Source organism: Lishizhenia sp. (assembly GCF_057456495.1).
Genome location: NZ_JBVCPV010000005.1, coordinates 20686 through 33982, shown reverse-complemented (window position 1 = coordinate 33982; position 13297 = coordinate 20686). Strand labels below are relative to the sequence as shown.

Sequence of the window (13297 nt, the reverse complement as noted above, 5' to 3'; positions counted from 1 at the left end):
GGGATATTCTTCCTTCCCTGCAATTTAATGCGCAAGGAAAGTACAAAGAACTCATCTTTGGAGCCCAAGCCAAATACTATTTAGAAAATAGAAACGGAAATTATAAGGCGTTGTACGGCGGATTGTACTTGAGAAATAGAGATGCAATGTACTTAGTTTTAGGAATGGATTGGCAAAATATCTGGGCGGGAATTAGCTACGATATTAATGTTTCTCAATTGGTTCCGGCGAGTAATGCCCGCGGTGGTTTGGAATTGAGTTTTCGTTACATCCTTACCCGATTCAAACCTAAAAACATTAAACATAGAGTATGTCCAGACTTCATATAATTTTCTTGATTAGCATATTTTCCTTTTTGAGTTTCGGACAAAAAGAGTATCAAAAAAATGTAGCGTTCGCCGATCAAAAAGTGGCTGAAGGAGATTATGTGTATGCGCTTAGTTACTATCAAAAGGCCATGAAGATAGATTCTACCAGCGTGGATATTTATTGGAAGTATGCGCAGGCTTTACGCGCTTTTAAAGATTACAGAAAGGCGGAGTATTATTATGCCAAAGTGTATGAAAGGGAAGAGACTGAAATCTACGAAGAAAGCTTGCTCTATTTAGGTTTGATGCAAAAGCAAAATGGTAAATACGCTGAAGCTTTGGAGACCTTTAAGTTGGCCAAGAAAAAGTATAGGGGTTCTAAGAATAAATACATCTATGCTAAAGCCAGACAAGAATTTAAATCTTGTTTATGGGCAAAAAATGCGATTGCAGATACTTCTACATTAATTTTTGAAGCTTTGCCGGAAGGTGTAAATACAAAGAATGCGGAGTTTGGGCATCGTATATATGAAAATCAGTTGTACTTCAGCTCTTTGCGAGCAGATTCAATTTCAGCACAAGAAGAAGTTTATGCAGACAGTTATTCTACCCAGATATACAGATCAAATCTAGGTGAGGGGCTTAAAGACGGTGAACGAATTGAAGATCTCGCCTTGGAAGCTTATAACACGGGGAACGGAAGCTTTAGTTTAGATGGGAAACGCTTTTATTTTTCGGCGTGCAAGGCCAATGGTGCAAATTATCAGTGTAAAATATTGGTGGCATATACACAAAAGGGTAAGTTTTCGGATATAGATACTTTGGGAGAGATTATTAATGAAACCCATGCGAATACAACGATGCCTTTTATAGGGGAATGGGAAGGTGACGAGGTGTTATTCTTTGTTAGTGATAGAGACAAAGGAAAAGGTGGATTGGATATTTGGTACAGCTTTATTGAAGACGGCAATCAATATAAAAAACCTCGAAATGCGAGGAGTATAAATACAGCAGATAATGATTTAAGTCCTTATTGGGATGGAGATAAACAACGTTTGTACTTCAGTAATTCTTGGGACGAAGGTTTTGGCGGTTACGATGTGTTTTATGCCGATTACAATAATGGTTGGGGAGAAACAATGAACATGGGAGCTCCTATAAACAGTCCCGCCAATGATCTTTATTATTTCCAAGCAGGAGATAGTGCCTATGTAAGTTCGAATCGTTTGGGAGTTTTATACAGTAAAAATCCAACCTGTTGTTCGGATGTATTTGTAATGTATAGACTTCCACAAGAAGAAGAGGAATTAACACCTGAGGAGTCTTTAGAGGAATTGAATAAACGTTTGCCCATTACCTTATATTTCCATAATGATATTCCTGATCCTCGATCTATAGATACAACAACAAGGGTAAATTATATCGATAGCTATAAGGATTACATGGCCATGCTAGATAGATATAAAAAGGAATACAGCGCGGGGCTAAGTGGCGAAGCTGCACAAGATGCCAAGGACGATATAGAAGATTTCTTTATCGAATATGTAGAGCAAGGGGTGAAGGATTTGGAAGTTTTCCGTGATCTATTACTGGAAGAGTTGAACAAAGGCCGTAAAATTAAGTTAACAGTAAAAGGTTTTGCCAGTCCGTTAGCCAAATCTGATTATAATGTAAACCTTACTAAACGTAGGATAGCTTCTCTGAAGAATTATTTGGAAGAATATGGGAACGGTGAGTTCAAAAAGCATTTCGAAGATGGAAATTTAAGCATAGAAGAAGTGCCTTTTGGAGAATATACAGCCAATACGCTTACGAGTGATAATCCGAATGATAAGAAGAACTCTATCTATTCTCGGGCTGCCGCCATTGAACGTAAAATTGAGGTTCAAAGTGTGTTCTTAGATACACTAGAAAAAGAGGCGCAACTCGAAGTGAAAGATCCAATTTATCAATTTGATACGATTACAGAAGGAGAAATCATTCATAAAACATTCATTTTAGAGAATACGGGAAATAAGCCTTTGTATATAGATAGTTTACAATTGCCATGTCATTGCGTTGTGGCTGAATTAAGCGACAGTATCCTGCAACCCGGTCAAAAAATAGAGCTTCCAGTAAGTCTGGATACTACACATTATAAAGGACGTTTGGTGCAATCTGTTTATGTGTATACCAAAGGAGCTGATAAACCTATGCGTTTGATTTTAGTTGGGATAGTGGAGGAGGAGTGATTCGAGAAGTTGGAGGGTTTGAATGTTTGAGAGTTTAAAGATTTTATCCTTCGATAGTTTGACTTGGCTCACCACAACGCTTCGCTCGGAAACCTAGGATTAGAAGATTTAAAAAGTCTTCATTGAGGTTATCAATCGGAGTCGAGATGAGCAACTTTTCCATGGAATGAGATTTTTGTTCGCTCCTGCTCAGTAATCACACTTAATACTGATCATTTAGCTCTCTAGAAATCTAAGAAATCATTTTCTTGTAGGCCAACAAATACTTCAAACCACCATTTTTAAGAGAGAATTTTTCTTTGGCATATTGCATAATTTCCTGACGGTTGACTTCAGGTAAATGCAGGTTTTTAAAGTGTTCAGGTTGTGTTCCTTTTAAAACAATACCCGCTTGTGCTTCTGTAATTATTTTGTCTGTATCACCTACACCCGCATTACAAATTAAAGGAATACCCATCGCCATGAGTTCTCCTTGTTTAACGGGAGAAGATGCTTTTTTAGAGTAGGCAGGTAAAATGAAGAATACCGATAGGTCGAAGGTTGAAACATATTCCGGAACCTCATGGTGGAGGCAAGAGGTTAATACAATTTCTTCTTTTGGAACCTTGTATTTCAGGGCTTGTTTGTATATGTTTTCAGGGTCTTCTTTGGAGACAAACAAGAAAACAGGTTGTTGTTTGTTTTTCCGCAAGTTTGCATAGAGTTCCATCATCTCAGGTAACATGTACCAAGTGCCTAACGAACCTACATAGCCTAAAATGAAATCAGCCTCTGCTATTCCTAACTTTTGTTTGGTTTCAAATGTTTTTTGCGCATCAATCACTTCTGGATTGAATAGGTCTGTGTTAACGCAACAGGGTATTACGGAGATGTCTTTGTCTTGTAAATGAAGTTGCTTCCAACGCAACATTTCCTCTTTTGCATGCTGTGTTAAAGAAATGGTATGTTTCGCTGTGTTTAAAAACTCCACTTCCTTTTTCTTGAAGTAGTTGTATATGTATTTGTACAAAGGCTGGTTGATGTTCCAAATCTTACCATCAACCCGCTCATCTGCCCAGAAACCACGCATGTCAAAGAGAAATTCAATTCCTTTCTTTTTGCGTATAGATAATGCCGCAAGTGCGGACATATAACTTCTACAATGAATGAAAGCTATAGGATATCTGTTTGCAATAGAAAGGGCAACTTTTTCCATTTTTTTTACATCAAGAAAACTTGATACTACAGGTGGTTTTTTACGGTAGCTTTGTGGATACCAATGTATCTTGGCTTCATCGCAAAATTTTTGAATAAAATCACCATGTTGTTCCCACCTGTCTTTTTTCTCAAAACTGATGAGGTGAAAAACAAAATCGTACTGCGTGAGTTCTTTGAGGTAAGCCAATACTTGCGACTGACCCAAAGGATCTGTCATACCATCATAAGAAAGGTACAGTACATGTTTTTTCATGCTTCTAAAATAGAGATAACTATTAAAACTCGATGGATATATAGGGTGCTACTTCACAGGGATTGATTATTTGTAATCATAGACATTTAAAATGTTAGACTTTTAGATTGTTAGACATATTAGTGATTCAAATATTTAATATTCCTTCATTTACCTGTCTTTTAATTTCAATTGTTAGTTAATGTTAAAAGTAGATCTTGAAATACTAAACAATTCCTTGAAAGCGTTTGTTTTAAAAAGAAAAGTCATGGAAAAATCTATACTTCTAAAAGCCTATAAAAAGTTTGAATTGACCAAGGGTCGACCACCGCATTCAGTATTCGAATTTACGGAAGAACTAGAGGTGGAAGAAAGTGAGTTTTACGCTCATTTTTCGAGCATGCAACAATTAAAAAAAGTGTTTCTTCGCCAGTTGGTAGATCAAACCTTAAAAGCATTGGATGAAGACGAAAACTATGCATCATTTAGCGCCAGAGAAAAATTGTTGGCCCTGTATTTTACATTGTTTGAACATTTGAAAATGGAACGCAGCTATTTGTTGCACAAGTATAATTCTACAGATCCTCGCGTATTGAAAGAGTTTAAGGATGACTGGAAAGATTTCTTTCTTCAGTTGAATGCAAGGGTAGAACAAATTTTAATGGAAGCGAGAAATGAAGAGGAAGTGGTAAACCGTCCTTATATATCTGATCATTATTCAAAAGGTTTCTATTTGCTTTTCACCTATGTGTATAGAGTATGGTTGAAAGATGAATCAGATGATTTTGAAACCACGGATGCGGCTATTGAGAAATCGGTGAACTTGGCGTTTGACCTACTAGGCAAAGGTCCGTTAGATGCAATGTTAGATTTTGGAAAGTTTGCTATAAAAACTAAAGTACTGTAAAATGAGCAAGGAAGAAGGCCAGGGTAAAATACCCGTTTCTAAAGTGAAGCGCGCGGCCAAAATAATGGGAGCCAGTGCTAAAGTGGGTGGTAATTATATTAAGTATTACGCGAAGAAATCCATTAATAGAGATCTGACCAAAGACGAGTTACACCACGATAATGCGGAAGATATTTATGCTTCTTTAAGTGAGTTGAAAGGGAGTGCCTTGAAGGTGGCGCAAATGATGAGTATGGACAACCAAATGCTACCATCTGCCTATCAAGAGAAGTTTTCTTTGTCGCAATACAGTGCTCCTGCTTTGTCCTTTCCGTTGATAGCGAAAACTTTTGTGAAACAATTGGGAGCAAAGCCCAATGAGCTATTTGATACGTTTACAAAAGAAGCGGTAAATGCAGCAAGTATTGGTCAGGTGCACAAGGCCACCAAAGATGGCAAAGAGTTAGCTGTGAAAATTCAATATCCGGGAGTAGGTGATGCCATTAGTTCTGATTTAAAGATGATCAAACCTTTGGCAAAGAAACTCTTGAATATGAAGGCTGCTGACATGGAGATGTACATGGAGGAGGTAGAATCCAAAATGATAGAAGAGACGGATTACGAGTTAGAGTTAAATCGATCTCAATTCATCTCAGAGAAATGTAGCTTCATAGCGCATACCAGATTTCCTAAATATTACAAGGATTTAAGTGCCCGTAGGGTACTAACTATGGATTGGTTAGAGGGAGAGAAGTTTCCTGATTTTATCAAATCAAATCCGAGTCAGGCAATAAGAAATCAAGTAGGGCAGAGTATGTGGGATTTTTTCATGTATCAAATGAAAGAATTACGTATGGTGCATGCAGATCCGCATCCGGGTAATTTCTTGGTGGATGAAAATCACAATTTATGTATACTTGACTTTGGTTGTGTAAAGGAGATTCCAGAGGAGTTTGCTGCGAATTACTTTCAATTGTTACGTCCGGATATTTTGGACAAAGAAGAAGAGTTGAAAGTAATTTTCGAGAACATGAATTTCTACAGACCAGAGGATACTCCTGAGCAGAAAAAGAAACTCAAAGCGATGATCATTCAAAGTGTAGCTTTGCTTGCTCAACCTTTCCACGGAGATAGTTTTGATTTTGGCAATGATGATTTCTTTCAAAAGATCTATGGGATGGGAGAAGATTTGTCACAAGATAAAGAACTAAGAAAAATGAATAACGCCAGAGGAAGTAGGGATGCCATTTATATCATGCGTACTTTCTTTGGACTGTATTCTTTATTGAATCAGCTAAAAGCGAAGGTAGAGGTGAATTATAAGCCTTTTTAGTAATGGCTTCGTAGCTTGGGTTTTGTTCATTTCTTTTGCATTGCCAAAAAGAAACGAACCAAAGAAAACGCTAGGCTGTGTAACTAAAACTTCCTTTTTCTTCATGAAAACTAAGTTCGTTCGTTGGATCTCTATCGAGCTAAACGAACTTCCTAAGCTTTCATTTTGAAAAATAAAGTTTCATTTACAAGGCCGAATTCCTTCTTACTTGAGTTTTTTAGTGAATCCTTGAATAACAAAAAAGCCATTCTCATTAAGGGAATGGCTTTTTTTGAATAGTATTTTCTTTTAAACTTCTCTGCTCATTAGCATTTTTGCTAATCCTAATAAGTTCTCCTTGTTAGTTGCTGGAACGTTAATTTTTTCCATGGCTGTAAGTGCATTTTGGTAGAACTCATCCTTCTTTTGCTCTGCCATTTCGCGGACACCAATTTCATCAAAAATAGAACGTACTTGACTTACTTTTTCTACTAAGTCTGTTTCTGTTTCTAAGCTTTTAAGTGTACCATGAGTAACTTCATTAGCATGTTGATAAGCTGAAAGTTGTAAGTATGTTTTCTTGTTGGCGATAACATCTCCACCTACTTGTTTTCCAAACTTATCAGGATCTGCATAGAGGTCCAGAATATCATCTTGAATCTGGAAAGCTAGTCCTATATTCATTCCAAAATCATAAATGTGCTGTGCGTCTTCTTTACTTGCTTTCGCGATAGTAGCTCCCATTTCTAAGGCTGCACCTAACAAAACAGATGTCTTTAAACGTATCATTTCTATGTACTCATCAATGCTTACGTCATCGCGTGTTTCAAAGTCCATATCCATTTGTTGACCTTCACACACTTCTAAAGCTGTTTTTGAGAAGATTTCTAACAAACGAGGTAAAACATCAACATCGTGTTTTGCCAAATATTGATAAGCCACAACAAAAAGTCCGTCACCCGATAAAATACCTACGTTAGTATCCCATTTTTCGTGAACAGTTTGCATACCTCTACGCAAAGGAGCATCGTCCATAATGTCATCATGGATCAATGTGAAATTGTGGAACAATTCAACCGCAATGGCCGCATTTAAAGCTTTGATACCAGGTTCTCCGAAAAGATTAGCCCCTAACATCGCCAAAGTTGGTCTTGTTCTCTTTCCTCCTAGGGTAAGAAAGTAAGTTAATGGGTCATAAAGGTTCGCGGGTTCTTTCGGAAAGGAAATTTTCTGAATCTCATTCTCTAAAATTCCCTGGTATTCTAAAATTGTATTCATCTAATCTTTTAAGCGCATTAAATAATCACCATAACCACTCTTAACTAAGGGCTGGGCTAACTTTTCCAATTGTTCTCTATCTATAAAGCCGTTTCTATAGGCTACTTCTTCTATACATCCTACCTTTAAGCCTTGTCTTTCTTCAATTACTTGAACAAATTGTCCGGCTTGCATTAAGGAAGGGAAAGTTCCGGTATCTAACCAGGCTGTTCCACGGTTTAATACGGCAACTTTTAATTTTCCACGACGCAAATACTCAGCATTCACATCTGTGATTTCATATTCTCCACGTGCAGATGGCTCTAGGTTTTTGGCGATTTCTATTACGTCATTATCATAGAAATATAAACCTGGAACGGCATAATTAGATTTTGGATGCTCCGGCTTTTCTTCAATAGAAACAGCATTCATGTCCTCGTCAAATTCTACAACACCGTATCTTCTAGGGTCTGACACATGGTAAGCATATACAACACCACCATCTGGTGAATTGTTCTCTTTGAGTAGTTCATCCATTCCTACACCGTAGAAAATGTTGTCTCCTAATATAAGAGCAACTTTATCATCACCTATGAATTCTTCTCCCAAAACAAAAGCTTGGGCTAAACCATTGGGTTCTTCCTGAATGGTGTATTGGAAATTACATCCTAACTGACTCCCGTCTCCCAAAAGCTTCTTGAAATTGGGCATGTCGTGAGGTGTAGAAATGATCAAAATATCTTTAATACCCGCACTCATTAAAATAGAAAGCGGATAGTAAATCATGGGTTTATCGTAGATAGGCATTAACTGCTTACTTACAGCCAATGTTAATGGATGCAGACGAGTACCTGATCCTCCTGCTAAAATAATTCCCTTCATAGTTTTTGCGGTTTAAGTTTTGTCTAACTCCTCCGAAGGATCATAGTCGATGGCCGTAGTTCTGTCAACCTCTAGCTCATCCAAGTCTATGTCTGTTTCTTCGTCGTAAATCTGTATGTATGGCTCTTCAAATGCTTTCGAAGAAACACGTTTTTCTAAAGTTAGTAAAAGCGATGGAAGCACTACAAGGTTCGTTGTCATCGCAATTAATAAGGTTAACGAAACCAATAATCCTAATGCTTGTGTACCTCCAAATTGAGATAAGGCAAACATAGAGAAACCAAAGAATAATACGATGGAAGTATAGAACATACTTACACCGGTTTCCTTCAAGGCATTCATTACACATAGTTTTAAATCCCAATGATTTGACTTCAATTCCATTCTATACTTCGCCAAGAAGTGAATGGTATCATCTACAGAAATACCAAAGGCGATACTAAATACTAAAATCGTTGAAGGCTTTACAGGAATCTGGAAGAATCCCATAATACCTGCTGTTGTTAAAAGAGGAATAAAGTTAGGTATCAATGAGATAACAACCATCTTCCAAGATCTAAACAAGAGAGACATTAACACAGCAATAATTACAATCGCAATCATTAAACTCGTTAGTAAGTTCTTTACTAGGTATTGTGTTCCCTCAGCAGCTACTACAGAAGTTCCTGTTATGTCTATACCGAAATATTCCTCATCAATTGCACTTCTCAAGGCTGTTTTTAATTCTACCTTGTCGTAGTATTCTCTGATTTTTTCCGGGTTCATATCAAAGGCATACTGCAATTCGTCATTTCCATTGGATAAATTCGCCGTTACGCCATTGTAGATGCCAGAGTTTTCTAGAATTAAAGTATCTAATACTGCTTTATCACCGGCTTCATAGGCAGCGTACAAACGTTCGTATTCTGCTTTGTCTGGGTTTAAGATATTGTCAATTTTTCTACGGATAGTATCCACCTTATCTGCGATTTCGTAAGAACCTAAATCTCTCACTTGCATACGGATTCTAAGCGTAGTTCTACTTGTATCTACTAATTCGCTAAGCGATATGTTGGTGTTGTTATTTTGAGATAAATTCATAGAATCCATGTAGGTCTTCAATCTTCTTTTATCTCTGTTATTAATGATTTTATATTGACTTGGATTATTTCCGTAGTAAGCCATGTTAATCACCTTGATCGCATCAATGTAGGAAAGTGATTTAGAGAACATCGTATCTGCTGCAAATACTTCTTGAACTTCCTCTATCTTTTTCATTGTAGAGGTTTTCAGTAATCTTCCTTCATTTTTATAGTCTACCATCACCTCGAAAGGAATGGCGCCACCAAAACTGTTTTGCAAGAAATTTACATCCAATAAAATAGGGTCATCACTCGGTAAATCACTCGTAAGGTTTCCTGTTGCTTCAATACGTGTCATTCCAAAAACACAAAGTGCAACAATCACTGCAGTAACCCAATACGCTTTCGTTCTTCGAGAAGATACGATGTGGGCTAATTTGGTCATTAAGCCTTTAGTGAAGTCTCTGTCTAAGTGAGAAAGGTGTCTATTTTTTGGCATTTTGGCCAAAGAGAAGACGATAGGGATAATGGTAATAGATAATACGAATACCAATAAAATATTCACAGAAGCTATGATACCGAACTCAATTAATTTTTCACTGTTGGTGAAAATGAAGGTTGAGAACCCTAAGGCTGTTGTTAAGTTCGTTAAGAAAGTAGCATTTCCAATTTTCTGGATAACGCGCGAGAGTGCTTTGGTTTTGTTACCGTGCAAAGAGACCTCTCGGTGGAACTTTGTAAGTAAGAAGATACAATTCGGAATTCCAATTACAATCATCAATGGTGGAATCAAGGCCATCATTATCGATAGTTTGAAACCTAGCATACCGATGATACCTAAGGACCAAATCACAGCGGTAAATACCACCAAGTTACAGAACATTACAACTCTAAATGATTTGAAGAAAATGAAAAGTAATAAAGAAGTTACAGCAATTGCTAAACCAATAAATATGTACATTTCACTCATTACTCTTTTGGCAATGATTACTCGAATGTGGGGTAGTCCGGCAAAGTGAATTTTTCCAAAAACTGGCGTTAATTCTTCTGCCATTTTTTCTACATCAACAACCACATCACTTTTCTTAGGATTGGCAAGGAATGCTTCACTTACCCCTATCATCATGAGGGAAACGTGGCCATCTTTCGTGTAGAGAAGATCATCGTAAAGTGGGTTATTACGAATTTCCTCTTTAATTTGTTGAATTGATTTTTCTTGGTATGTGGTATCCGTGAAAATGCGGTGAGCTTCGAATTTCTGCGCTTCCGTATTGTTTTCAAGGGTAAATAAACTTGCTTCAGAAAGTACAGATTCAATTCCATCTACTTGTGCAATATCATCTCCCAACTGTTTCCACAGTTTGAAATTCTCCTCCGTATATAAACTATCAGTTTTGATGGCAATAACAAGGGTTCCACCATCTTCACCAAACATTTCTTTAAACTTCAAATACTTGCTTTGTGCAGGACTCTCTTTCGGGAGCATGTTTCCGTACTTGTTATCTAGTTTAAGGCTGGTTGCCGCAAAGTAGCCCATTGTTACCGTTACCAGGAACAATATTGACAAGATTAAGAAACGATTTCTTAAGATTAATTGAGAAAGTTTAAACCACATCCAAATTCAAAATTTAAAACGAACAAAGGTAAATAAATAAAGCTAAACCCAAAGAAATCAAGCCTCCCATATTTCAGGAATATTGGTCAAATGTCCTTTTATTGCTGCCCCTTGGAAATTTGCATTTGTCTTTTCTTTCGCGATTTAAATTTGAAAATAAAAACATAAAATAATGCAACCAAAAGGAAAATTGAAATGGAAAAGAGGACCAAGTATTTTACCTCAACGTTCAATTTTAAACTTAAGAGCAAGACATTCATCAAGCCTAAAATGAGTATAAACGTGAGTAGAAATTTTTTACTTTTCTTCATACATGTTTGTGTACATCTGTTGTTGTTCTCTTGTTAAGTGTTTCAACATGATGTGTTTAGGGTGTAAGTTACGCAAAAAATAAGAATTTAAAAATGGAAGTCTGTTATATTGTTTTTTAAAACCGAATTGAAGTAGAACTTCTCCGCTATGCAAAAGATGATTGCTTTTTCTACCTTTGTTTGGCTTATTAATGCAAATATTTATCTCTTCATACTATGGCGAAAAAAGTTGTTTTTATTGATACTGTACATCCTGTATTATGGGATAGGTTAAGCGCTGCAGGGTATAACTGTATAGATGCAACTGAATTGAAAAAGGAAGAATGTGTCACGCAGGTTACCGACGCTACAGGTCTCGTTATTCGTTCGCGTTTTCCAATGGATGAAGCATTTTTAAAGCACGCTACAGAACTATCGTTTATAGCACGTTCGGGGGCAGGAATGGAAAATATAGATATCTCTTACTGTGAAAAAAGAGGAATACATCTACACAATGCTCCCGAAGGAAATAGAAATGCGGTAGCAGAACATGCACTGGGTATGCTTTTGTCGCTCTTCAATCATCTTAAAAAAGGAGATTTAGAAATAAGAAAAGGTATTTGGGATAGAGAAGGAAACCGCGGTATAGAGCTAGACGGTAAAACAGTAGGGATTATTGGTTATGGAAACAATGGTGCTGCATTTGCTAAGAAATTGAGAGGCTTTGATGTGGAGGTTTTGGCTTACGATAAATACAAAACTGGATTTGGAGATGCCTTTGTAAAAGAAAGTTCTATGGAAGAAATACAAGCCAAAGCCGACGTGTTAAGTTTACATATACCTCAAAATGAAGAAACAAAATTTTGGGTAGATACTGCTTTCATCAATGCTTTTGCAAAAGCTTTTTATTTGATCAATTTATCAAGAGGGAAAATAGTAAGAACAAGTGCTTTAAGAAAGGCCCTGAACGAAGGGCAAATATTAGGAGCGTGTTTGGATGTGTTGGAATTTGAAAAGGCTTCTTTTGAAAATATCTTCTCTAGTGATATGCCGGATGATTTTAAGTTTTTACTAGAAAGTGATAAGGTGCTTCTTTCTCCACATGTTGGTGGGTGGACACATGAGAGTTATTTTAAACTGAGTGATGTGTTGGCAGATAAAATACTTGGAGAAGGGTAGGAGTTATTCAATTCAAGGATTCAATGAATTAAAATTTCTCTATACTCTTTTACGCTTGCTTACTACTGTTATTGGACGGATTCTACAAATCTGGTCAATTCGATAAATTCGTCAACGCTAAGTTGCTCAGGGCGTTTGGTCAACAATTCATGGTCGGCATCTTTACCTTTAATCCATTGTTTTACACCGTTTCTGATGGTCTTTCTACGTTGGTTGAACGTGGCCTTAACAATTTGGAAGAACAACTTTTCGTCACAATCTAAAGCTTCGCGTTCATTTCTAATACAACGGATAACGCCAGATTTTACTTTGGGAGGAGGATTGAAGACGTGTTCATCTACCGTAAAACAATAATCAATGTCGTAATAGGTTTGTAAGAGAACAGAAAGTATCCCGTAAGCTTTACTTCCAGGTTTTTCGGCTACTCTTACCGCAACTTCTTTTTGGAACATTCCCATGATTTCTGGGATTTGATTCCTGTATTCTAAACATTTGAAAAGAATTTGTGAAGAGATGTTGTATGGGAAATTACCCACTACTCCAAACGGTTCCTCACCCATTACTTCTTGAAGATCTGTTTTTAAGAAGTCTTTATCGTAGATTCTATCTCCAAGCGCTTCAAAGTTTTCTTCGAGGTAGCGTATAGACTCTAAATCAATGTCCATCACATGAACCTCTAAATCGCCACGTTGGAGTAAAAAATCGGTTAAAGCACCCATACCCGGACCAATTTCCAAAACGCGTGTGCAATCTTGGTGTTTTTGGTATTGATCAGAAATCTTTCTACAAATATTTTTATCGGTAAGAAAGTGTTGTCCGAGATGTTTTTTTGCTTTAACTGACATAT

The 13297-nt window shown here is 37.0% G+C and carries 10 protein-coding genes; 5 read left to right on the top strand and 5 right to left on the bottom strand.

Going from position 1 to position 13297, the window contains the following annotated elements:
* Together AC22ZQ_RS00940 and AC22ZQ_RS00935 are read left to right on the top strand one after the other, a co-directional pair.
* Nucleotides 1-329, top strand: a 329-nt coding sequence (locus tag AC22ZQ_RS00940; RefSeq protein ID WP_318956699.1) for a type IX secretion system membrane protein PorP/SprF, incomplete at its 5' end; no start/stop codon positions are given.
* A gap of 5 nt (nucleotides 330-334) precedes the next feature.
* Complete coding sequence (locus AC22ZQ_RS00935; RefSeq protein ID WP_318956698.1) at nucleotides 335-2539, top strand: DUF1573 domain-containing protein; 2205 nt, start codon at nucleotides 335-337, stop codon at nucleotides 2537-2539.
* 232 nt (nucleotides 2540-2771) lie between these two features.
* Here the strand turns inward: AC22ZQ_RS00935 and AC22ZQ_RS00930 are convergent, their stop codons facing one another.
* A complete protein-coding gene (locus AC22ZQ_RS00930; protein ID WP_318956697.1) occupies nucleotides 2772-3989 on the bottom strand; it encodes a glycosyltransferase in 1218 nt (405 codons plus the stop codon).
* Between the two features lie 247 nt (nucleotides 3990-4236).
* On the opposite strand from AC22ZQ_RS00930, the gene AC22ZQ_RS00925 reads away from it, so the two are divergent.
* Both AC22ZQ_RS00925 and AC22ZQ_RS00920 read left to right on the top strand, forming a co-directional pair.
* Nucleotides 4237-4875: a TetR family transcriptional regulator C-terminal domain-containing protein gene (locus AC22ZQ_RS00925; RefSeq protein WP_318956696.1), complete on the top strand. Its 639-nt coding sequence runs from the start codon at nucleotides 4237-4239 to the stop codon at nucleotides 4873-4875.
* Between the two features lies 1 nt (nucleotide 4876).
* Nucleotides 4877-6187: an ABC1 kinase family protein gene (locus AC22ZQ_RS00920; protein ID WP_318956695.1), complete on the top strand. Its 1311-nt coding sequence runs from the start codon at nucleotides 4877-4879 to the stop codon at nucleotides 6185-6187.
* A 288-nt stretch (nucleotides 6188-6475) separates the two neighbouring features.
* Here AC22ZQ_RS00920 and AC22ZQ_RS00915 read toward each other — a convergent pair whose 3' ends face one another.
* Genes AC22ZQ_RS00915 through AC22ZQ_RS00905 form a run of 3 tightly spaced genes read right to left on the bottom strand, consistent with a single transcriptional unit; the run spans nucleotide 6476 to nucleotide 10981 of the window.
* Entirely contained in the window at nucleotides 6476-7444 is a 969-nt protein-coding gene (locus AC22ZQ_RS00915) for a polyprenyl synthetase family protein (RefSeq protein ID WP_318956694.1), read from the bottom strand.
* A complete protein-coding gene (rfbA, locus tag AC22ZQ_RS00910; protein WP_318956693.1) occupies nucleotides 7445-8305 on the bottom strand; it encodes a glucose-1-phosphate thymidylyltransferase RfbA in 861 nt (286 codons plus the stop codon).
* A 12-nt stretch (nucleotides 8306-8317) separates the two neighbouring features.
* Nucleotides 8318-10981: an efflux RND transporter permease subunit gene (locus tag AC22ZQ_RS00905; protein ID WP_318956692.1), complete on the bottom strand. Its 2664-nt coding sequence runs from the start codon at nucleotides 10979-10981 to the stop codon at nucleotides 8318-8320.
* Between the two features lie 527 nt (nucleotides 10982-11508).
* Between AC22ZQ_RS00905 and AC22ZQ_RS00900 the strand changes: the two genes are divergently transcribed.
* Nucleotides 11509-12450: a 2-hydroxyacid dehydrogenase gene (locus AC22ZQ_RS00900; RefSeq protein WP_318956691.1), complete on the top strand. Its 942-nt coding sequence runs from the start codon at nucleotides 11509-11511 to the stop codon at nucleotides 12448-12450.
* Nucleotides 12451-12518: 68 nt separating this feature from the next.
* Here AC22ZQ_RS00900 and rsmA read toward each other — a convergent pair whose 3' ends face one another.
* Complete coding sequence (gene rsmA, locus AC22ZQ_RS00895) at nucleotides 12519-13295, bottom strand: 16S rRNA (adenine(1518)-N(6)/adenine(1519)-N(6))-dimethyltransferase RsmA (RefSeq protein ID WP_318956690.1); 777 nt, start codon at nucleotides 13293-13295, stop codon at nucleotides 12519-12521.
* Between the last annotated feature and the right edge of the window lie 2 nt (nucleotides 13296-13297).

What these genes read in the sequence shown, in the direction of transcription:
- AC22ZQ_RS00915 (WP_318956694.1), bottom strand. Translation starts at nt 7,444, where the DNA reads ATGAATACAATTTTAGAATACCAGGGAATTTTAGAGAATGAGATTCAG.
- AC22ZQ_RS00930 (WP_318956697.1), bottom strand. Translation starts at nt 3,989, where the DNA reads ATGAAAAAACATGTACTGTACCTTTCTTATGATGGTATGACAGATCCT.
- AC22ZQ_RS00920 (WP_318956695.1), top strand. Translation starts at nt 4,877, where the DNA reads ATGAGCAAGGAAGAAGGCCAGGGTAAAATACCCGTTTCTAAAGTGAAG.
- rfbA (WP_318956693.1), bottom strand. Translation starts at nt 8,305, where the DNA reads ATGAAGGGAATTATTTTAGCAGGAGGATCAGGTACTCGTCTGCATCCA.
- rsmA (WP_318956690.1), bottom strand. Translation starts at nt 13,295, where the DNA reads ATGTCAGTTAAAGCAAAAAAACATCTCGGACAACACTTTCTTACCGAT.
- AC22ZQ_RS00900 (WP_318956691.1), top strand. Translation starts at nt 11,509, where the DNA reads ATGGCGAAAAAAGTTGTTTTTATTGATACTGTACATCCTGTATTATGG.
- AC22ZQ_RS00905 (WP_318956692.1), bottom strand. Translation starts at nt 10,981, where the DNA reads ATGTGGTTTAAACTTTCTCAATTAATCTTAAGAAATCGTTTCTTAATC.
- AC22ZQ_RS00925 (WP_318956696.1), top strand. Translation starts at nt 4,237, where the DNA reads ATGGAAAAATCTATACTTCTAAAAGCCTATAAAAAGTTTGAATTGACC.